Source organism: Bradyrhizobium sp. ISRA464, from assembly GCF_029910095.1.
Taxonomy (GTDB): Bacteria; Pseudomonadota; Alphaproteobacteria; order Rhizobiales; family Xanthobacteraceae; genus Bradyrhizobium.
Window position 1 is genome coordinate 3,188,269 of the sequence record NZ_CP094526.1, and the last position, 18,848, is coordinate 3,207,116.

Sequence of the window (18,848 nt, forward strand, 5' to 3'; positions counted from 1 at the left end):
CGGTTCTCATGTCTCGTTGAGGGAAGCGAGCAGGCGGTCGATCAGCGCCTGCGAGGCGCCCTGATAGGCCATCGGCTCGAACAGTCTTGCGATCGCGCCGGCGTCGAGATGCGCGGTGACCCTGGCATCCGCGCTCAGCACGTCGCGCAGATGCTTCTTTTCGGCGACGGCGCGCTTGCTGGCGGCCTCGATCAGATGATGGGCGTCGCTCTTGCCGATTGTCTCGGCGAGCGCCATCGCCACCGCTTCCGCCATGATCAGTCCGCCGGTTGCGTCGAGATTGGCGCGCATCCGCGCCACGTCGACCTCGAGCCCCTCGGCGAGATCGACGATTGCCGCAAGCGCGCCCGAGGTGACGAGCATCAGGCTTGGCAACGTCGGCCATTCCGCGTGCCACGGGCCGGCGCTGCGCTCGTGGTCCTGCACCTGCGCGGCAAAGATCGTCGCGGCGAGGTTGGGCGCCATGGTGGCGGCGCCGAGCGCGCTGGCCGCGGCCACCGGGTTTCGCTTGTGCGGCATGGTGGAGGAGCCGCCGCGCCCGACGCCCGCAGGCTCGAAGGCTTCGGCGACGTCGGTCTGCATCATCAGCGAGACGTCGCGCGCGATCTTGCCGCAGCTGCCTGCTGTTATCGCAAACACCGAGGCCGCCTCGGCGATGCGGTCGCGATGGGTGTGCCACGGCGCGTCGGGCAGCGGCAGATCCAATTCTTTCGCAAGCTGCTCGGCGACCGCGAGACCTTTGTCGCCGAGCGCGGCCAGCGTCCCGGCGGCGCCGCCGAATTGCAGTGCCAGGGTTTCCTTGCGCAGGCGTTGCAGCCGCTTGCGGGAGCGGTGCAGCGCCGCGGCATATTCGGCGAGCTTCAATCCGAACGGCATCGGCAGCGCGTGCTGCAGCCAGGTGCGCGCCACCACCGCGGTGTTGCGATGCGTGAGCGCCAGCTTGGCAAAGCCTGTGACGGCGCGGTCGAGATCGGCGAGCAGCGCGTCGATCCCGGCGCGCAGCGTCAGCATCGTCGCGGTGTCGATCACGTCCTGGCTGGTGGCGCCCCAATGCACGTAGCGGGCGGCCTCGACATCGGCCTTGGCGACATTGGCGGTCAATGCCTTGACCAGGGGAATCGCCAGATTGCCCGATCGCGTCGCGGCTTCCGCCAGCGCGGCCCGGTCGATTGATTCGCTCCGGCAGGCGGCGCCGATCGGCCCCGCGGCCGGCTTGGGAATCACGCCGCGGGCGGCCTCGGCGCGGGCCAGCGCGGCCTCGAAATCCAGCATGTTCTGCAGGTATGCGGCATCGTCGCATATCGCGCGCATCGCGGCGCTCGACAGCATCGGCGCAAGCAGGGGAGAGAGGGCTGTGCTCATGCCGTGCGACCTAACCACTCCGGCGCGCCCGTGCCAATGCCCGGCGACGGCTCGCCGGCGTTATCCAACCAGAGCGCCGATTGCGCGATTTTGTGAATGGCGAGATCGTCTTGCTGCGGTTGCGAATATGCATCGCTCATCCTCCGAAGGTGCCCTTTCCTTTGTCCGCCGGCTGCTTTACTTGGAAAGACAGAGGTTCTAGCGACGAGGAGGTCCCCCCATGGCCATGACGATGACCGGCGAAGTCCAGCTTGCGGCGCCGCGCCAGGCCGTGTGGGACAAGCTCAACGATCCCGAGGTGCTGAAGGCCTGCATCCCCGGCTGCGAGGAGCTCGAGAAGACCGACGAGCACGGCTTCCGCGCCACCGCCAAGATGAAGGTCGGACCGGTCTCTGCCCGCTTCAAGGGCAAGGTCACGTTGAGCGATCTCGACCCGCCCAACGGCTACAAGATCACGGGCGAGGGCGAGGGCGGCGTGGCCGGATTCGCCAAGGGCGGCGCCACCGTTGCGCTGGCGGAAAAGGATGGCGGCACGCTGCTCAGCTACAACGTCGAGGCACAGATCGGCGGCAAGCTCGCCCAGCTCGGCCAACGCCTGATCAACGGCGCCGCCAAGAAACTCGCTGACGAATTCTTTGCCAATTTTGCCAAGGCGGTGCAGGGTTAGAGCGTTTTCGAGCGAAGTGGACACCGGTTCGCGTCAAGAAAACGCGTCAAAACTAGAATCTTGAGGCTTGGTTCTGGTAAGACCAGAACCAAGCCTCAAGCCCTGCCGCCAGGCTGGATCACACCGGTCCGGCCATGCCCTGGATGAGTGGCTCGAAAGGTTGCTCATTGGGGGGCCCGCCCATATTATGCCGTCTGGAATGATTTAAAACCGCCTGTTCTGCCGATATGCGGCAGTGCAGATAAGAGAGTGCTGATGGCCAAGATTTCAATGATCGTGAACGGCAACCCCGTTACCGCGAACGTCGACCCCCGTACCCTTCTGGTTCAGTTTCTGCGTGAAAATCTGCGGCTGACGGGGACGCATGTCGGCTGCGACACCTCGCAGTGCGGCGCCTGCGTCGTGCATCTGGACGGCAAGGCGGTGAAGTCCTGCACCACGCTCGCGGTGATGGCCGACGGTCATGAGGTCAGGACCATCGAAGGGCTCGCGCCCGACGGCGCGCCGCTGCATCCGATGCAGGAGGCCTTCCGTGAGCACCACGGCCTGCAGTGCGGCTTCTGCACGCCCGGCATGATCATGACCGCGGTCGACCTGGTCCATCGCAAGGGCCACGATCTCACCGACGAGGTGATCCGCGAGGAGCTGGAAGGCAATCTGTGCCGCTGCACCGGCTATCAGAACATCGTCGCTTCGATCGCCGCCGGCGCCAAGGCGATGGCGAAGTCGGACCTCGCCTAAAGCATGATCCGGAAAAGTGTGAAGCGGTTTTCCGAAAAGATCATGCTCCAGTAAATATCGCGACAAGCGATCAGGACATTCCAATGTACGAATTCAAATATCATCGTCCCGGGACCGTGCGGCAGGCCGCCAACCTCCTGGTGAAGAACGAGGACGCCAAGCTGATCGCCGGCGGTCACACGCTGGTGCCGGTCATGAAGCAGCGGCTCGCAAGCCCGCCGCATCTGGTCGACCTCTCCCACATCGAAGGCCTCGACACGATCGAGATGAAGGGCCGCTCGCTGGTGATCGGCGCCACCGCCAAGCATGACGATGTCGCGAACTCCCCGATCGTCGGTGAGGCGATCCCGGCACTCGCCGAGCTTGCCGGCATGATCGGCGATCCGGCCGTGCGTCACCGCGGCACCATCGGCGGCTCGCTCGCCAACAACGATCCGACCGCCGACTATCCGGCCGCGGTGCTGGCGCTGGGCGCGACCATCGTCACCAACAAGCGCCGCTTGAAGGCCGAGGAGTTTTTCCAGGGCCTGTTCTCGACCGCGCTCGAGCCGGACGAGATCATCACCAGGGTGATGTTCCCGCTGCCGAAGAAGGCGGCCTATGTGAAATTCCGCAACCAGGCGTCGCGCTACGCGTTGGTAGGTGTGTTCGTGGCCAAGCGTCCGTCGGACGTGCGCGTCGCGGTGACCGGTGCGGGCTCGGACGGCGTGTTCCGTGTCACCTCGTTCGAGGAAGCTCTGAAGAAGCGCTTCTCGCACAAGGTGCTCGACGGCATGACCGTTCCGGCCGAAGGGCTGAACAGCGACTTGCACGGCAGCGCGGAATACCGCGCACATTTGATCGGCGTCCTGGCACGCAGGGCCGTGGAAGCCGCGACCGCCAAGGGCTAAATACCAAGGCGTGATTTTGCTAACCCCTGCTTCAAGATTGGCTGTTCCATGAGTGCATCGGCGTTACCCACTTCCGTCGATGCGCTCGTGGAGCTCTTGACCTCGCGCGGCTATCTTGCCGAGCGGTCGCTGGCGACGGTGACCTATCTTGCGCTGCGCATGGGCCGGCCGCTGTTTCTCGAGGGCGAGGCCGGTGTCGGCAAGACCGAGATCGCCAAGGTGCTGTCGGCCGCGCTTGGGCGCAAGCTGATCCGCCTGCAATGCTATGAAGGCCTCGACGTTGCCTCCGCCGTCTATGAGTGGAGCAGCGCGGCGCAGATGATCGCGATCCGCCTTGCGGAAGCCTCCGGCGATACCGATCGCGACCAGCTCGCAAGCGACATCTTCGCCGAGCGCTTCCTGATCAAGCGGCCGCTGCTGCAGGCGCTCGAGCCCGATGTCGCCGGTCCCCCGGTGCTCTTGATCGACGAGCTCGACCGCGCCGACGAGGCGTTCGAGGCGTATCTGTTGGAAATCCTCAGCGACTTCCAGGTCACCATCCCCGAGCTCGGCACCGTGAGGGCGCCGGCGCCGCCGATCGTGATCATCACCTCGAACCGCACACGCGAGATCCACGACGCGCTGAAGCGCCGCTGCCTCTATCACTGGGTGGATTATCCCTCCGCCGAGCGCGAGCTCGCGATCGTCAAGTCGCGGGTGCCGAACATCTCGGCGAAGCTGTCGCAGCAGGTCGTCCGCTTCGTGCAGGCGCTGCGCAACCAGGATTTCTACAAGTCGCCGGGCGTGGCCGAGACCATCGACTGGGCGACCGCGCTGTCCGAGCTCGACGCGCGCTCGCTGACGCCGCAGGTGGTCGGCGACACGCTGGGCGCGCTGCTCAAGTACCAGGACGATATCGCGCGCATGCAGGGCGATGCGCTGCAGAAGACATTAAAGGACGCGACGAGCGAGATCTAGCTCGCGCGTTGTATGTTGCGTCCGTCATTCCGGGGCGATGCGTCAGCATCGAACCCGGAATCTGGAGATTGCGGCGCGAGATTCCGGGTTCACGCGTCGCGTGCCCCGGAATGACGAGGTAAGAACGATGGCGATCAATCACCTTGCGCCTCCGACGGGTCACATGGCCGACAACGTCATCGGCTTTGCCCGTGCGCTGCGGGCGGCCGGACTTCCCGTCGGTCCGGGCTCGGTGATCGACGCGCTGAATGCGCTGCAGCTGATCGAGGTCGGCAACCGCGCCGATTTCTACGCCACCCTGGAAGCGATCTTCGTCAAGCGCCACGAGCACGCGCTGATCTTCCGCCAGGCCTTTGAGCTGTTCTTCCGCGCCGCGGAGGAATGGAAGAGCATGCTCGATTCGGTGCCGCTGCCCGATCACGCCAAGAAGAAGCCGCCGCCGGCCTCGCGCCGCGTCCAGGAGGCGATGTCGCAGCCGGCAAGCCGCGAGGAGCGGCCGCAGGCCCAGGAGCAGGAGCTGAAGCTCTCGGTCTCCGACAAGGAGGCGCTGCAGAAGAAGGATTTCGCGCAGATGACGGCGGCTGAAATCGCCGAGGTCACGCGCGAGATCGCGCTGATGCGGCTGCCGCAGGCCGAGCTCGTGACCCGCCGCTACCAGCCGGACGCGCGGGGACTGCGGCTCGACATGCGCCGCACGGTGCGCAACTCGCTGCGCACCGGCGGCGAGATCATCGACCTCCGCAAGCTCGGCCGGATCGAGAAGCCGGCGCCGATCGTGGCGCTGCTCGATATCTCCGGCTCGATGAGCGAATACACCCGCCTGTTCCTGCACTTCCTCCATGCGATTACCGATGCCCGCAAGCGCGTCTCGGTGTTCCTGTTCGGCACCCGCCTCACCAATGTGACGCGGGCGTTGCGGCAGCGCGATCCGGATGAGGCGCTGGCGAGCTGCTCGTCCTCGGTGGAGGATTGGGCCGGGGGAACGCGGATCGCGACCTCGCTGCACAGCTTCAACCAGCTCTGGGCCCGCCGCGTGCTCGGGCAGGGGGCGATCGTACTCCTTATATCCGATGGACTAGAACGGGAGGCCGATGCCAAACTGGCCTTCGAGATGGACCGATTGCACCGTTCCTGCCGCCGCCTGATCTGGCTCAACCCGCTGTTGCGCTATTCCGGCTTCGAGGCCAAGGCGCAGGGCATCAAAATGATGTTGCCCCACGTTGACGAATTCCGCCCGGTGCATAACTTGACGTCCATCAAGGGGCTGATCGAGGCGCTGTCATCCCCGCCGCCGGCGCATCATCGCAGCCTGATCCGCTCCGTAGCCTGAGAGGCATGATCCGAAAAAGTGGAAGCCGGTTTTTCGAATAGATCATGCCCAAAAGAGGAGGCGCACATGCTCAACCGCGACGAAGACATTCTTCAGGCTGCCGAGGCCTGGCAGAAGCAGGGCCACGGCGTGGCGCTCGCCACCGTGGTCGACACCTGGGGCTCGGCGCCGCGTCCGGCCGGCTCGAGCCTCGTCATCAATGACGAGGGCACGTTCTTAGGGTCAGTGTCCGGCGGCTGTGTCGAGGGCGCTGTTGTCACCGAGGCGCTCGACGTGATTTCGAGCGGCCAGCCCAAGATGCTGGAATTCGGCGTCGCCGATGAAACGGCCTGGAATGTGGGACTGTCCTGCGGCGGCACCATCCGCGTCTTCGTCGAGAAGGTCGGCTAGCCGTGAAACTGGAAACGCTGAAAGAGCTCAACGCCGAGCGCGCCGCGCGCCGCCCGGTTATCATCATCACCGACACGTCGAATGGCGAGCAGCGCCTGGTGAAGGCCAAGGACATCGCCGCCGATCCGCTCCGCGCCGAGCTTTCCAAGCAATTGCGGATGGGCAAGAGCGGCAATGTCGAGGTCGCCGGCAAGAAGCTGTTCCTCAACGTCTACGCGCCGACCGCCAAGCTCGTGATCGTCGGCGCGGTCCATATCAGCCAGGCGCTGGCGCCGCTGGCGCGCTCGCTGGACTATGATGTCACGGTGGTCGATCCGCGCACTGCCTTTGCCAGCCCCGAGCGCTTCCCCGACGTGCCGCTCGTGGCGGAATGGCCCGATGTCGCGCTGCCGCCGCTCAACATCGATCCCTACACCGCCTTCGTCGCGGTGACCCACGATCCGAAGATCGACGATCCGGCGCTGATGCACGCCTTCGATCGCGGCTGCTTCTATATCGGTGCGCTCGGCTCGCGGAAGACTCATGCCAAGCGCGCCGAGCGGCTGCGCGCGCAGGGCGCGAAAGACAGCGACATCGCGCGCATCCACGCGCCGATCGGGCTCGACATCGGCGCGGTGTCGCCGGCGGAGATCGCGGTCGCCATCATGGCCGAGATCACCGCGCAGTTGCGCCTGCCTCCCAAAGAAAAAGAAGAAGCGGCATGAAGTTCGGTCCCGCCAGTCCGGCCGACGCGATTGGCGGCGTCACCGTGCACACGCTCCGCCAGGGCTCGCTGGTGCTCAAGAAGGGCACGACGATCGGCCCAGCGGAAGTCGAGGCCCTCAACAAGGCCGGCGTCAACGAGATCGTCGTGGTGCGGCTGGAGGAGGGCGACGTCTCCGAGGACGTCGCGGCTGCCAGCATCGCACAGGCAGTGGCGGGCGACGGCGTCAATGTTGAGCGCGCCTTCACCGGCCGCGCCAATCTGTTCGCCGCGCGCCCCGGTGTGCTCGTGGTCGATCGCGCCGCGGTCGACCGCATCAATGGCGTCGACGAGGCCATCACCTTCGCCACGCTCGCAGCCTTCAAGCCGGTGGTCGAAGGCGAGATGATCGCGACTGTCAAGCTGATCCCGTTCGGCGTCGAAGCCAGGCTGCGCGATGCGGCGGTTGCGGTGGCAGGCAAGGATACGCTGCGGATCGCGCCTTACGTGATCAAGAAGGTCGGCGTGGTCTCGACGATGCTGCCGGGCCTCGTGCCCAAGGTGATCGACAAGACGCTGCGCGTCACCGCGGAGCGGCTGGCGCCGGCCGGCGCTGCCATCATCGCCGAGCGGCGCATTCCGCATGATGAGGCGGCGCTTGCGGCCGCGATCAAGGAATTGCTCGGCTTGGGCGCCGAGCTCGTTATCGTGTTCGGCGCGTCTGCGATCGCCGACCGGCGCGACGTGATCCCGGCCGCGATCACCGAGATCGGCGGTGCGGTCGAGCATTTCGGCATGCCGGTCGATCCCGGCAATCTGCTTCTGATCGGCAGCGCCGGCGGCGTGCCGGTGCTGGGCGCGCCGGGCTGCGCGCGCTCGCCGGTCGAGAACGGCTTTGACTGGGTGCTGATGCGGCTGCTCGCCGGCATCAAGGTGACGCGCGCCGATCTCACCGGCATGGGCGTCGGCGGCCTCCTGATGGAGATCGTGACGCGGCCGCAGCCGCGCACCGTTCCGGACACCGAAGGCAACCGCAACGTCGCGGCGATCGTGCTCGCGGCGGGACGTTCGACCCGAATGGGCGGGCCCAACAAGCTGCTCGCCGAACTCGACGGCAAGAAGCTCGTGCGCATCGTCGCCGAGCAGGCGCTGGCCTCGAAGGCGTCGGAGGTGATCGTCGTCACCGGGCATCAGGCCGAATTGGTCGAGCAGGGGCTTGATGGCCTCAAGGTGAAATTCGTCCGCAATCCGGATTTCGCTGGCGGCCTCGCGAGTTCTGTGAAATCAGGCATCGCGGCGGTATCCGACAACGCCGACGGCGCCATCGTCTGCCTCGGCGACATGCCGTTGATCTCTGCGCAATTGATCGACCGCCTGATCGAGACCTTCGCGCCGGACCGCGGCCACCTGATCGCGGTGCCGGTCGCCGAAGGCCGTCGCGGCAATCCGGTGCTGTGGTCGCGGCGCTTCTTCAAGGAGCTGATGACGCTGGACGGCGACATCGGCGCCCGCCATCTGATCGCCAAGCACGCCGAAGCGGTCGCCGAAGTGCCGGTCGAAGGCGAGAGTGCCTTCCTCGACATCGATACTCCCCAAGCGCTGGAAGCGGCACGGCGCGGGTAGGAGCGCCTGAGAAATCGTCTCGTCCTCCTGAACTGTCAGACCTCATCCTGAGGGGCCGCGCAGCGGCGTCTCGAAGGATGAATGGCACCAGCCGGGCCTCATGGTTCGAGACGGCGCTTCGCGCCTCCTCACCATGAGGGGCAAATGATTGTCATCCGCTCCCATTCACCATCTGGAAACGACCCCCGAATACAGTCGCCGCGGAGCTTGGGGGATTTCCGTCTTGATCATTTCGACCGCCGCCGCGCAGCGCCGCGCGCTGATGATTCTTGTCTTGACGTTGCTGCTCGGTGCCGCGCGTTACATCACGGAAAACTTCGTCAGCAAGGCCTGGGCGGCCGGTGCGTTCGCGGTCGGCAAATGCGGCGCCTACGGCCAGGCCTATGATTACCCGGCGGAGGCGGCGGCGCGCGCGGCTGCGCTGAAGCAGTGCAAGGGCGATTGCACCACCGTCACCATGAAGCGCGCCTGCGCCGCGCTCTCGATCGACATGACCAATCCCTGCGGCGCCCACGGCTATGCCGTGGCGCCGCAGATCTCGAGCTCGCTCAACGCCGCCACCCGCAAATGCTACGAATATGGCGGCAAGGAATGCGTGATCCGCGCCTGGGCCTGCGACGCCAAGGGGTAGAACGTTCACGAGCGAAGTGGCCGCCGGTTCGTGTGAAAGAAAACGCGTCAAGGCAGGAATTGAGAGCGTGCGGTGCTGATTCAATCGGAATCGATAATGCTCTAGCCTTGCCGCACAATGCCGCTACATTTGCGTCATGCAGTTCGACACCAAGATCGCGGTCGTGATCCGCAACGACCTTGAAGTCTGGCAGAAGCTCAACGTCGCATCCTTTCTGTCAGGCGGTATCGCGGCTTCCTTTCCGGAATGCGTCGGCGAGAATTACGAAGACGGCTCAGGGACCAGATATCTGCCCCTGATCGGCCAGCCGATCCTAATCTACGGCGCCGACCGCGCCGCGCTGTCGCGGGCGCTGGAGCGCGCGTTGAGTCGCAACGTGATGCCTGCGCTTTACACTGAGGACATGTTCAAGACCACGCATGACGCCGCCAACCGCGAGGCGGTGAGGGCGGTTGCACGCGCCGATCTCAATCTCGTCGGCCTCGCCGTCCGCGCCGAACGCAAGGTGGTGGACAAGATCCTCGACGGGCTCAAGTTTCACAGCTAGCGGCGGATGCGTGACATTCGTCGCATGACACGTCGCGCGAGTTCGGATTCGGCGCGGGTGCAGTCGGTGCGAACTCTCCCGGCTGGTGTGAGGTGAGCACGTACGTCAGGCTCCCTCCCCCCTTGCGAGGTCCGAGGCGAGCGAAGCTCGCTCTCGAGGGTGGGGAGAGGGGTAAGCCGCGGGCGAGATGATCAATGAGGGCAGGGCCCTCGCAAATTGCGTTCGCTTGCCGTCATCACGAAAGCGGAGAGAGCGCGTCGTGTGGCACCCTCTCCCTAACCTCGAGAGCGAGCTTCGCTCGCCTCGGACTCCCGCAAGGGGAGAGGGAACCCTTTTGCCGGTGCCTCCCTAACACGCCAATCACTGAGTTGCCCGACGTGGCAAGCCCCTGTGGCAAAAATATTTCCGTTTTACAGAAATGCAACTCGGTGTATGAATGACCCTGTCTCACCCGCTTGAGGGGCGCTTCGCGATCGTCACGAGTGTTGGGTCGAGATGCGGTGGACGCCGATTGCGCGACTGACGAGTGCGCATGAGGCGGACGGCGAAATCGTGCAGGCCTGACGCCCTAGTGGCAGGTGTCTCATCAGCAGGAGGCAAGGTCACTCGCTAATGACGGTGACAACAAAGCCCAGTCTCGCCGGGGAGAGCGCGTATAAGCCGTAGCCCATCGCGCAGGGAAAGCCGGGATTGCTCCGGTTTCACCTGTGGTCCTACCCCTGTGCTTTTTTTGTTGCACAGGGCCCATGGGTGCGATCGGCACCCGGCTTTCCCTGCGCCCTCTGATCGGAGAGGGCGGAACGAACCGCAAAAGCTCGGACACGTCGTGCCGTGAGATCGCGGTTGCACGGCGACAGGAGCGGAATCCCTCGACACCTCGGCAAAGACGTCGCGATGACCCCGTCGGATATTCTGATCCGCTTGGTGTTGACAATGACTGACCAGTCAGTCATAATTTACGCATGATAAAGCGCACCCAACCCTCGACGTCCTCACCCGCCGCAAGGCGCCGGACCATTGCGAGAGCCGCTTCGGCCAACGTTCCGAAGATGACTTCGCCAAAAGCACCCGACGCCGGGCGGGCAGCGAACCGCTCCGAAAAATCGGCGGAGCGGCGCGCCGCGATCGTCGAGGCGGCGATGGAGGAGTTCGTCGCACGCGGCTTTGCCGCGACCCGGCTTGACGACATCGCGAAGCGGGCAGGGGTCGCCAAGGGCACCATCTACCTGCACTTCAAGGACAAGGAATCGATGTTCGAGGAGCTGATCCGCACCGCCGTCGTGCCCTTGATCGATCGCTTGGCGGCGCCGCCCACCATCGCAGGTCCGGTGCGCGACGCGGTGGAGCGGTTCGCCGAGACCTTCATCCGCGAGGTCGCCTCGACCCGGCGCGGCGACATCATCCGCCTGATCGTGGCCGAAGGGCCGCGCTTTCCGGCGATCGCCGATTTCTATTTCCGCGAGGTGGTGTCGAAGGGGCTGGCCGGCATGACCGCATTGATCCAGCTCGCAATCACCCGCGGCGAAATCCGGCAGAAGGAGCTGGCGCGATTCCCGCAACTGCTCGTCGCGCCCGCGATCGTCGCGGTGATCTGGCAGAGCCTGTTCGCCAGGCATGCGCCGCTGGATGCGATCGCGATGTTCAGGGTTCATCTCGATCTGGTCTTCGGCGAACGGAGGACGTCATGACCTCGTCGCACCTGGTGAAGCTGATGGCGGTGCTCGCGCTGGCGGCGGCGCTCGCCGGTTGCAAGGAAGAGCGGGACCCCGGCTTCCAGGGCTGGGTCGAAGCCGACATGATCTTCGTCAGCCCCGACGAATCCGGCCGGGTCATCAAGCTCAACGTGCGCGAGGGCGACGAGGTCAAGCCCGGCGAGTTGCTCTATTCCGTCGACGACGATTTGCAGAAGGCCGACCTCAACCAGAGCAATGCGACGCTGGCGAATGCGCAGCAGACCTATGACCGCGCCGCGTCCCTGAGGAGCACCGGCGCAGGCACCCAGGCGGCGCTGGATTCCGCGGTCTCGGCGCTGCGCGTCGCGGAAGCGCGCGTCAACACCTCGCAGACGCGGCTGGACCGGCGCAAGGGCTTTGCGCCGATCGCCGGTACGGTGCAGCAGATTTACTTCCGCGAGGGCGAGATGGTGCAGGCGCAGCGGCCGGTGCTGTCGATCATGCCGCCCGGCAACATGAAGCTGCGCTTCTTCGTGCCGGAGAGGGAGCTGCCGAAGCTTGCGATCGGCGACGAGGTGAAGGTCACCTGCGACAACTGCGCCGCCGATCTCACTGCGAAGATCTATTTCATCGCGACCACGGCCGAATACACCCCGCCCGTGATCTACAGCCTCGATGAGCGCAACAAGCTGGTCTATCTGATCCAGGCACGGCCGAGCCGGCCGGATGCTCTGCGCGTCGGTCAACCGATCAGCATCTATCTCAACCCCAAGACTCCGGTGGCGGACCAGCGATGAACGGCGGCTCGACCAACGCGCACGGCATCGCCATCGATGTTGAAGGCCTCTCGAAGTCGTTCGGCGGGCGCGAGGTGGTCCATGACCTCTCGATGCAGGTCAAGCGCGGCTCGATCTACGGCTTCCTCGGCCCCAACGGCAGCGGCAAGACCACGACGATCCGGATGCTCTGCGGCCTGCTGACGCCCGACAGCGGCCGCGGCACCTGTCTCGGCTACGACATCCGGCGCGACGCCGACAAGATCAAGCGCAAGGTCGGCTACATGACCCAGCGCTTCAGCCTCTACCAGGACCTCTCAGTGCGCGAGAACCTCGAATTCGTGGCGCGGCTCTATGGTCTGCCGGACGCGCGCGGCGCCGCGGCCGACATGATCGCGCGCATCGGGCTGCAGGGGCGCGAGGAACAGCTCGCCGGTGAGCTGTCCGGCGGCTGGAAGCAGCGGCTGGCGCTCGGGGCCTGCACGTTGCCCAATCCGCAATTGCTGCTGCTGGACGAGCCGACCGCCGGCGTCGACCCGAAGGCGCGGCGCGATTTCTGGAACGAGATCCACGCGCTCGCCGCCGAGGGCCTCACCGTGCTGGTCTCGACCCATTACATGGACGAGGCCGAGCGCTGCCATGAGATCGCTTATATCGCCTATGGCCATCTGCTGGCCCGCGGCACCGTGGATGAGGTGATCGCGAACTCGGCGCTGTCGACCTACACGGTGACCGGCGACGACCTCAATGGCCTGCCGGCCGAACTGACCGGCAAGCCCGGGATCGACATGGTGGCGCCGTTCGGCACCAGCCTCCACGTCTCCGGCCGCGACAAGGCCGCGCTCGAAGCCGCCGTTGCGCGGTATCGCGACAATGCGAAATGGCACTGGCAGGCGAGCGAGCCGTCGCTCGAAGACGTCTTCATCGATTTGATGGGCCGCTCGAAGGATAATTTCCAATGAGCGCGACAGATGTGACCCGGAATGGCGAGGAGAGGGAGCCGGCCTTCGGCTTCTGGCGGCGCAGCTATGCGATGCTGGTCAAGGAATTCATCCAGCTTCGCCGCGACCGCGTGTCATTCGCCATGATCATCATGATCCCGGTGATGCAGCTATTGTTGTTCGGCTACGCCATCAACACCACGCCGCGCAATTTGCCGACTGCGGTGCTGTTGCAGGAAGACACGGACATCGGCCGCTCGATCCTGAAGGCGATGGAGAACACCCGCTATTTCCGCTTCACCCGCGAAGTGCACACTGTCGAGGAGTTCGACGAGCTCCTGAAGTCCGGCAAGGTGCTGTTCGGCGTCGAGATCCCGCGCGGCTTCGAGCGCGCGGTGCGGCGCGGCGACAAGCCTGCACTGCTGGTCGCGGCTGACGCCACCGATCCCGTGGCGGCCGGCGCGGCGCTGGGCGCGTTGGGGCCGCTGGTGCAATCTGCGCTGGCGCACGACCTCCATATTGGCGATCCGCCCGAGATGCCGTTCGAGATCCGGGCCCATGCCCGCTACAACCCGGCGGCGGAATCGCGGCTCAACATCGTGCCCGGCCTGGTCGGCACCATCCTGACCATGACCATGCTGATCTTCACCGCGCTCTCGGTGACGCGCGAAATCGAGCGCGGCACCATGGAGAACCTGTTGTCGATGCCGATCAAGCCCGTGGAGGTGATGTTCGGCAAGATCATTCCTTATGTGATGGTCGGCTTCATCCAGGCCGCGCTGATCATCAGCATCGGCGTGCTGCTGTTCGGCGTGCCGATCCTCGGCAGTCTGCTGCTGCTGGCGCTCCTGACCACGCTGTTCATCACCACCAACCTGTCGATCGGCTACACCTTCTCGACCATCGTGCAGAACCAGCTGCAGGCGATGCAGCTCTCGATGATGTTCTTCCTGCCGAGCATCCTGCTTTCCGGCTTCATGTTTCCGTTCGCGGGCATGCCGGTCTGGGCGCAATATATCGGCGAGATCCTGCCGCTGACTCATTACGTCCGCATTGTGCGCGCGATCATGCTGAAAGGCGCGGTGGTGCAGAACCTGCAATATGACACGATCGCGCTGGCCGCCCTGATGCTGTTCGCGATGACGGTCGCGGTGACGCGCTTCCGCCGCACGCTCGATTGAGGTTAGTATGGCTGCTGGCAGTGATCGTCATTCCGGGGCGGTGCGAAGTGCCGAACTGGGGTGCGCAATTGCGCACCTGAGAATCTCTAGATTCCGGGTCTGGTCCTTCGGACCATCCCGGAATGACCGGGTACAGGACATGGCGGGATTCTGGGGCACCACCAGCGAGAAGACGACGCAGCAAGACACGTCCGTATCGGCCGACTTCCATCACGCGCTGATGCGCGAGGTCATGACCACGGAGTTGCTCCGCATCAAGGTGCTGATCGGTACCGCTGCCGTGCTCGGTACGGTCAGTCTCGCCATCTTCTTCCTCGCGCCCGAGGCGGTCAGCCGCGTCTGGCACGGCAATCTCAGCCCCGTCTATGTCTTCTACGTTATCGTCCCGCTGATCCTGTTCGAACTGTGGGTGCATGGGGCGATCACCTGGCACATGCGCAAGGGGCGCGATTTGCCGGTGATCCGGCGCTATGTCGGCGTCCTGGTCGAGACCTCGCTGCCGACCGTGGTGCTGGGGATGCACATCAACAGCATGGGCCATGAGCAGGCGCTCGGCTTCGTGGCGCCGCTGATCTATTTCGTCTTCATCATCCTCTCGACGCTGCGGCTCGATTTCTGGCTCTCGGCCTTCACCGGTTTCGTCGCGGCGTCGGAACTGTTCTACATGGCGGTGTTCTTCCACCCGGCAGGTCCCGGCGCGGCGGAGCAGAGTGTCTACTATCATGCCGCGCGCAGCACGATCGTCCTGATCTGCGGCGTGCTCGCCGGCGCCGTCGGCATGCAACTGCGCCGGCAGTTCGAGGCCAGTATCACAGCCGCCACCGCGCGCGACCGCATCACCAATCTGTTCGGCCAGCACGTCTCGCCGCAGGTGGTCGAGCGGTTGATGGCGGAGGGGGCCAGCACCGAGAGCGACATCCGCCGTGTCGCCGTGATGTTCGTCGACTTCCGCAGCTTCACCGCCAGCGCACGCACACGCTCGCCGCAGGAGGTGGTGGACCGGCTCGACGGCGCCTTTGCGGTACTGGTGGATATCCTCGACCGTCACGGCGGCATCGTGAACAAGTTTCTCGGCGACGGCTTTCTCGCCTTGTTCGGCGCGCCGTTCGAAGCCGGCGACGCCGCGCAGCATGCGGTCGCCGCCGCGCGCGAGATGCTTGCGGCCAACGAGCGCGCCAATGAGACGTCGGACTGGCCGCTGCGCATCGGCATCGGCGTTCATGTCGGCGAGGTCGTCGCAGGCAACATAGGCTCGCCCCGGCGCAAGGAGTACACCGTGATCGGCGACACCGTGAACTTCGCCGCGCGGCTCGAGGCGCTCAACAAGGATCTCGGTTCGCAATTCCTGATCTCGTCCGCGGTGCGCGACGCGCTGGGCGACGACGGCAAGGATGCCGTGCCGCGCGGAGCGGTGCCGGTGCGGGGCTACGACCGTCCCGTCCCGGTCTGGCAACTGGGGTAGGGGCACACATTAAGAGATCGATGTATTTTCGAAGTACTGAATCCGTCGTCATCTCGACGCGCTTGTCAGTGATGCCGACGAACGCGCGCGCGTGCTCGCATCGCCGCGTGAGCTGTTTCGCTTCTGAGGCTTGATTGCACCGAATGCTCTGAAGGGCGTGTTCTTGGCCGTGTTATCATCACTGCGATCCGGTCGATCACGATCGGCCAAAGCCTGAGGACAAGCAAGATGCAGCGGCGCTATATCACCGTCGACGTTTTCACCGACCGGGCATTCGGAGGCAACCCGCTCGCCGTGGTGCTCGACGCCGGTGGGCTGTCGACGGCGCAGATGCAGGCGATCGCGACCGAGTTCAACTATTCCGAGACGACCTTCGTGCTGCCGCCGCAGGACGGAGCGCACAGCGCCCAGGTGCGCATCTTCACGGTGCGCTCGGAAATTCCGTTCGCCGGCCATCCCAATGTCGGCACGGCTTTCGTGCTGGCAACGCAGGTCGCGAAGGCGCCGGCGCGGCTGGTATTCGAGGAGAAGGCCGGACTGGTGCCGGTCGAGATCCTGTCCGAGCAGGGCAGGGTACTCGGCGCCGAACTGACCGCGCCGGAGAAGCTGCAGCGGACCAACGAGGTGAGCGCCGCCGAGGCGGCGGCGTGCCTCTCGCTGTCGGCGAGCGATGTGAAGACCGATCGCCATGCGCCGCAGGTCGTCTCGGTCGGCCTGCCGTTCCTGGCGGTGGAGATCGCGTCGCGCGAGGCGCTGAAGCGTGCCCGGCCGGATGCCGCGGCCTTCGACAAGGCACGGGCGCGCATCGGCCGTGACGTCGTCTATTTCTACACACGCGATATCCCGGCGAGCGAGCAGCCGCTGGACTTGCAGGCGCGCATGTTCCATCCGGGCGCGAGCGGGATGTCCGAGGATCCCGCCACCGGCAGCGCGACGGCCGCCGCTGCGGCGTTGCTTGCGGACATCGATCCGCTGCGCGACGGCGAGTTGCGGTTGCGGATCGGGCAGGGCGTCGACATGGGCCGGCCGAGCCTGCTGCTGACACGGGTGCGCAAGCAGGGCGGCGCCGTCGCGTCGGTGCATGTCGGCGGCGGCTGCGTGGAGATGATGGAAGGGACGCTGAACGTGCCGGGTGAGGGGGGCTAGACCTGCGGCGCCACCAGATTCTCGATCCTGACGCCGTCGCGCTCTTCGATGATCTCCGCGATCCATTGCCGGTGGCAGTGCGAATGGTCGCGCTCGTAGCACAGGATGCAGACGGGACCGGACTTCTTCACCAGCGCCGACAGCTCGTCGAGCTCATCCCGGGCCTGCGTCGTCTTGAGGTGGGCCGAATAGATCTTGTGCAGGAGTTCGTATTTGCCGCTGCGCGCGGCCTCGCGGCCGGTCTTCGGCGTGCCCAAACCGCGCAGATGAACGTAGGAGATACCACGCTCGTCGAGGCCCGCGGCGAGCTGACTCTTGGAGAAGCCCGGCCGGCGCGAGGAGGCGATGGCGCGGACGTCGACCAGCAGCTTGACGCCGGCATGCTGGAGCTCGTCGAGCACCGCCTTCGACGGCGTCTGCTCGTAGCCAATGGTGAACAGCTTCTTGGCCCTCGCCATCGCCGCTCCGTCTATTTCACGCGTTCGATCAATTCCATCGCGCCCGCCGGCGCGCGGATCTTGCCTTCATGGATCACGTAGGCGAACACGTCGCGCGGGACCTTCTTCGGCTTGGCCTTGTCGACGCGCGGCAGGTCATCCGGCTCGTCGCCGCCGGCCCAGTCCTGAAACCGCTTGGCCCAGGCGTCGAGCTGCTTCGGCGGGTAGCAGGTCTTCAATTCGTCATTGCCCTTCTGCAGCCGCGCATAGACGAAGTCGCCGACCACGTCGGCGATCGCGGGATATTTGCCGTGTTCGGCGAACACCACGGGGATCTCGAACTCGCGCAGCAGTGCGACGAACTCGGGCACGCGGAAACTGTCGTGACGCACCTCGACGACATGGCGCAGCGCGCGGCCGTCGAGCTTGCGCGGCAGCAGCTCGAGGAACTTGCCGAAATCCGCGCCGTCGAATTTCTTGGTCGGAGCGAACTGCCAGAGCACCGGCCCGAGCCGGTCCTTCAGCTCCAGTACGCCCGAATCATAGAAGCGCTTCACGGAATCGCCGGCCTCGGCCAGCACGCGGCGGTTGGTGGCGAAGCGCGGTCCCTTCAGCGAGAAGATGAAGCCGTCGGGCACCTCGCTGGCCCATTTGCGAAAGCTCTCCGGCTTCTGCGAGCCGTAATAGGTGCCGTTGATCTCGATCGAGGTCAGCTTCGACGCCGCGTAGGCGAGCTCCTTCGATTGCGCGAGCTTCTCCGGATAGAACACCCCGCGCCACGGCTCGAAGGTCCAGCCGCCGATGCCGATATAGATGTTGCCTGCGTCCGTCTTGGCTGTCTTGCTGGGAGCTTTGGCCACGATTGCACTCATCGCGAGGAGGGAGAAGAGGTCAGAGTAGTCAAAATAATCGTGATTGACCAGTTTGCCAGATCTGCGGGGCGATGCTTATCGTGGCGATCGGCCTTCGTTAGGATGCGGCAAAACGGGAGAACAACAATGCGCATGCTGATCGCAGCCGTCCTCTTGATCATGTCCTCCGCCGCAATGGCTGACGAGGTCGACGATGCGCACAAGCTCGCGGTCAGCGGCCGCGATGCCTACTGGAATTGTCTCGCCCGCGAGTATCCCCGCGACAGCAACAAGACGATGTCCGACCAGGAGTTCACCTCGTTGATCGCGAACGTCTGTCCCTCGGAGCGGCAGAATTTCCGGGTGTCGCTGATCGACTTCCTGGCGCTGCGGTTTCCGAAACAAGATGCCGACACGCATCTGGCGACCGCCAATCGCGCGATCGAGCTCGCGCAAAAGGACATCGTGAACGCGTTCGTCCACCGCAGGGCGGCGGCCAAATAGGCGTCCCAAATCCTGTTGCGGTTGACCGATTTTTGATATCAATCCAGGCATAGGCGA

General features: G+C 65.2%; 21 protein-coding genes. 17 read left to right on the forward strand and 4 right to left on the reverse strand.

The window, feature by feature from the left end:
• Nucleotides 1-6: 6 nt before the first annotated feature.
• Together MTX19_RS14760 and MTX19_RS14765 are read right to left on the reverse strand one after the other, a co-directional pair.
• Nucleotides 7-1,362, reverse strand: coding sequence for a 3-carboxy-cis,cis-muconate cycloisomerase (locus MTX19_RS14760; protein WP_280984210.1), 1,356 nt, complete (start codon nucleotides 1,360-1,362; stop codon nucleotides 7-9).
• On the reverse strand, nucleotides 1,359-1,502 hold the full coding sequence (locus MTX19_RS14765; RefSeq protein ID WP_280986038.1) for a hypothetical protein: 144 nt from the start codon (nucleotides 1,500-1,502) through the stop codon (nucleotides 1,359-1,361). The genes MTX19_RS14760 and MTX19_RS14765 overlap by 4 nt, the downstream gene beginning before the upstream one ends.
• Before the next feature lie 80 nt (nucleotides 1,503-1,582).
• On the opposite strand from MTX19_RS14765, the gene MTX19_RS14770 reads away from it, so the two are divergent.
• The 16 genes from MTX19_RS14770 (at nucleotide 1,583) to MTX19_RS14845 (ending at nucleotide 16,999) form a co-directional block, all read left to right on the forward strand.
• Nucleotides 1,583-2,029: a carbon monoxide dehydrogenase subunit G gene (locus MTX19_RS14770; RefSeq protein ID WP_280984211.1), complete on the forward strand. Its 447-nt coding sequence runs from the start codon at nucleotides 1,583-1,585 to the stop codon at nucleotides 2,027-2,029.
• Nucleotides 2,030-2,284: 255 nt separating this feature from the next.
• Nucleotides 2,285-2,770, forward strand: coding sequence for a (2Fe-2S)-binding protein (locus MTX19_RS14775; protein ID WP_280977139.1), 486 nt, complete (start codon nucleotides 2,285-2,287; stop codon nucleotides 2,768-2,770).
• Nucleotides 2,771-2,853: 83 nt separating this feature from the next.
• A complete protein-coding gene (locus tag MTX19_RS14780; protein WP_280984212.1) occupies nucleotides 2,854-3,660 on the forward strand; it encodes a xanthine dehydrogenase family protein subunit M in 807 nt (268 codons plus the stop codon).
• Between the two features lie 48 nt (nucleotides 3,661-3,708).
• The gene (locus MTX19_RS14785; RefSeq protein WP_280984213.1) at nucleotides 3,709-4,617 is read left to right on the forward strand and encodes a MoxR family ATPase; all 909 of its coding nucleotides are present in this window, start codon (nucleotides 3,709-3,711) and stop codon (nucleotides 4,615-4,617) included.
• Nucleotides 4,618-4,744: 127 nt separating this feature from the next.
• On the forward strand, nucleotides 4,745-5,947 hold the full coding sequence (locus MTX19_RS14790; protein WP_280984214.1) for a VWA domain-containing protein: 1,203 nt from the start codon (nucleotides 4,745-4,747) through the stop codon (nucleotides 5,945-5,947).
• 66 nt (nucleotides 5,948-6,013) lie between these two features.
• The gene (locus MTX19_RS14795; RefSeq protein WP_280984215.1) at nucleotides 6,014-6,337 is read left to right on the forward strand and encodes an XdhC family protein; all 324 of its coding nucleotides are present in this window, start codon (nucleotides 6,014-6,016) and stop codon (nucleotides 6,335-6,337) included.
• 2 nt (nucleotides 6,338-6,339) lie between these two features.
• Nucleotides 6,340-7,041 carry an XdhC family protein gene (locus MTX19_RS14800; RefSeq protein WP_280984216.1) on the forward strand — a complete coding sequence of 234 codons (702 nt, stop codon included), beginning with the start codon at nucleotides 6,340-6,342 and terminating at the stop codon, nucleotides 7,039-7,041.
• The gene (locus MTX19_RS14805; protein WP_280986039.1) at nucleotides 7,038-8,642 is read left to right on the forward strand and encodes a molybdopterin-binding/glycosyltransferase family 2 protein; all 1,605 of its coding nucleotides are present in this window, start codon (nucleotides 7,038-7,040) and stop codon (nucleotides 8,640-8,642) included. Before MTX19_RS14800 ends, MTX19_RS14805 begins: the two co-directional genes overlap by 4 nt.
• A gap of 262 nt (nucleotides 8,643-8,904) precedes the next feature.
• A complete protein-coding gene (locus tag MTX19_RS14810; protein WP_280984792.1) occupies nucleotides 8,905-9,273 on the forward strand; it encodes a DUF4189 domain-containing protein in 369 nt (122 codons plus the stop codon).
• 136 nt (nucleotides 9,274-9,409) lie between these two features.
• Nucleotides 9,410-9,820 carry a DUF2000 family protein gene (locus MTX19_RS14815; RefSeq protein WP_280984217.1) on the forward strand — a complete coding sequence of 137 codons (411 nt, stop codon included), beginning with the start codon at nucleotides 9,410-9,412 and terminating at the stop codon, nucleotides 9,818-9,820.
• Between the two features lie 1,049 nt (nucleotides 9,821-10,869).
• Nucleotides 10,870-11,508: a TetR/AcrR family transcriptional regulator gene (locus tag MTX19_RS14820; protein ID WP_280984218.1), complete on the forward strand. Its 639-nt coding sequence runs from the start codon at nucleotides 10,870-10,872 to the stop codon at nucleotides 11,506-11,508.
• The gene (locus MTX19_RS14825; protein ID WP_280984219.1) at nucleotides 11,505-12,290 is read left to right on the forward strand and encodes an efflux RND transporter periplasmic adaptor subunit; all 786 of its coding nucleotides are present in this window, start codon (nucleotides 11,505-11,507) and stop codon (nucleotides 12,288-12,290) included. Before MTX19_RS14820 ends, MTX19_RS14825 begins: the two co-directional genes overlap by 4 nt.
• Nucleotides 12,287-13,231 carry an ABC transporter ATP-binding protein gene (locus MTX19_RS14830; protein ID WP_280984220.1) on the forward strand — a complete coding sequence of 315 codons (945 nt, stop codon included), beginning with the start codon at nucleotides 12,287-12,289 and terminating at the stop codon, nucleotides 13,229-13,231. The genes MTX19_RS14825 and MTX19_RS14830 overlap by 4 nt, the downstream gene beginning before the upstream one ends.
• Nucleotides 13,228-14,391, forward strand: a complete 1,164-nt coding sequence (locus MTX19_RS14835; RefSeq protein ID WP_280984221.1) for an ABC transporter permease — start codon at nucleotides 13,228-13,230, stop codon at nucleotides 14,389-14,391. Before MTX19_RS14830 ends, MTX19_RS14835 begins: the two co-directional genes overlap by 4 nt.
• 139 nt (nucleotides 14,392-14,530) lie before the next feature.
• Nucleotides 14,531-15,853, forward strand: a complete 1,323-nt coding sequence (locus tag MTX19_RS14840) for an adenylate/guanylate cyclase domain-containing protein (RefSeq protein ID WP_280984222.1) — start codon at nucleotides 14,531-14,533, stop codon at nucleotides 15,851-15,853.
• A 228-nt stretch (nucleotides 15,854-16,081) separates the two neighbouring features.
• Complete coding sequence (locus MTX19_RS14845) at nucleotides 16,082-16,999, forward strand: PhzF family phenazine biosynthesis protein (RefSeq protein ID WP_280984223.1); 918 nt, start codon at nucleotides 16,082-16,084, stop codon at nucleotides 16,997-16,999.
• Here the strand turns inward: MTX19_RS14845 and MTX19_RS14850 are convergent.
• Entirely contained in the window at nucleotides 16,996-17,457 is a 462-nt protein-coding gene (locus MTX19_RS14850) for a DUF488 domain-containing protein (protein ID WP_280984224.1), read from the reverse strand. The genes MTX19_RS14845 and MTX19_RS14850 overlap by 4 nt on opposite strands.
• Before the next feature lie 11 nt (nucleotides 17,458-17,468).
• The gene (locus MTX19_RS14855; RefSeq protein ID WP_280984225.1) at nucleotides 17,469-18,308 is read right to left on the reverse strand and encodes a DUF72 domain-containing protein; all 840 of its coding nucleotides are present in this window, start codon (nucleotides 18,306-18,308) and stop codon (nucleotides 17,469-17,471) included.
• A 126-nt stretch (nucleotides 18,309-18,434) separates the two neighbouring features.
• Between MTX19_RS14855 and MTX19_RS14860 the strand changes: the two genes are divergently transcribed.
• Nucleotides 18,435-18,791, forward strand: a complete 357-nt coding sequence (locus MTX19_RS14860; protein ID WP_280984226.1) for a hypothetical protein — start codon at nucleotides 18,435-18,437, stop codon at nucleotides 18,789-18,791.
• Nucleotides 18,792-18,848: the final 57 nt, after the last annotated feature.

What these genes read in the sequence shown, in the direction of transcription:
- MTX19_RS14830 (WP_280984220.1), top strand. Translation starts at nt 12,287, where the DNA reads ATGAACGGCGGCTCGACCAACGCGCACGGCATCGCCATCGATGTTGAA.
- MTX19_RS14795 (WP_280984215.1), top strand. Translation starts at nt 6,014, where the DNA reads ATGCTCAACCGCGACGAAGACATTCTTCAGGCTGCCGAGGCCTGGCAG.
- MTX19_RS14785 (WP_280984213.1), top strand. Translation starts at nt 3,709, where the DNA reads ATGAGTGCATCGGCGTTACCCACTTCCGTCGATGCGCTCGTGGAGCTC.
- MTX19_RS14805 (WP_280986039.1), top strand. Translation starts at nt 7,038, where the DNA reads ATGAAGTTCGGTCCCGCCAGTCCGGCCGACGCGATTGGCGGCGTCACC.
- MTX19_RS14770 (WP_280984211.1), top strand. Translation starts at nt 1,583, where the DNA reads ATGGCCATGACGATGACCGGCGAAGTCCAGCTTGCGGCGCCGCGCCAG.
- MTX19_RS14790 (WP_280984214.1), top strand. Translation starts at nt 4,745, where the DNA reads ATGGCGATCAATCACCTTGCGCCTCCGACGGGTCACATGGCCGACAAC.
- MTX19_RS14810 (WP_280984792.1), top strand. Translation starts at nt 8,905, where the DNA reads ATGATTCTTGTCTTGACGTTGCTGCTCGGTGCCGCGCGTTACATCACG.
- MTX19_RS14765 (WP_280986038.1), bottom strand. Translation starts at nt 1,502, where the DNA reads ATGAGCGATGCATATTCGCAACCGCAGCAAGACGATCTCGCCATTCAC.
- MTX19_RS14760 (WP_280984210.1), bottom strand. Translation starts at nt 1,362, where the DNA reads ATGAGCACAGCCCTCTCTCCCCTGCTTGCGCCGATGCTGTCGAGCGCC.
- MTX19_RS14855 (WP_280984225.1), bottom strand. Translation starts at nt 18,308, where the DNA reads ATGAGTGCAATCGTGGCCAAAGCTCCCAGCAAGACAGCCAAGACGGAC.
- MTX19_RS14825 (WP_280984219.1), top strand. Translation starts at nt 11,505, where the DNA reads ATGACCTCGTCGCACCTGGTGAAGCTGATGGCGGTGCTCGCGCTGGCG.
- MTX19_RS14780 (WP_280984212.1), top strand. Translation starts at nt 2,854, where the DNA reads ATGTACGAATTCAAATATCATCGTCCCGGGACCGTGCGGCAGGCCGCC.
- MTX19_RS14835 (WP_280984221.1), top strand. Translation starts at nt 13,228, where the DNA reads ATGAGCGCGACAGATGTGACCCGGAATGGCGAGGAGAGGGAGCCGGCC.
- MTX19_RS14775 (WP_280977139.1), top strand. Translation starts at nt 2,285, where the DNA reads ATGGCCAAGATTTCAATGATCGTGAACGGCAACCCCGTTACCGCGAAC.
- MTX19_RS14850 (WP_280984224.1), bottom strand. Translation starts at nt 17,457, where the DNA reads ATGGCGAGGGCCAAGAAGCTGTTCACCATTGGCTACGAGCAGACGCCG.
- MTX19_RS14860 (WP_280984226.1), top strand. Translation starts at nt 18,435, where the DNA reads ATGCGCATGCTGATCGCAGCCGTCCTCTTGATCATGTCCTCCGCCGCA.
- MTX19_RS14845 (WP_280984223.1), top strand. Translation starts at nt 16,082, where the DNA reads ATGCAGCGGCGCTATATCACCGTCGACGTTTTCACCGACCGGGCATTC.
- MTX19_RS14815 (WP_280984217.1), top strand. Translation starts at nt 9,410, where the DNA reads ATGCAGTTCGACACCAAGATCGCGGTCGTGATCCGCAACGACCTTGAA.
- MTX19_RS14820 (WP_280984218.1), top strand. Translation starts at nt 10,870, where the DNA reads ATGACTTCGCCAAAAGCACCCGACGCCGGGCGGGCAGCGAACCGCTCC.
- MTX19_RS14840 (WP_280984222.1), top strand. Translation starts at nt 14,531, where the DNA reads ATGGCGGGATTCTGGGGCACCACCAGCGAGAAGACGACGCAGCAAGAC.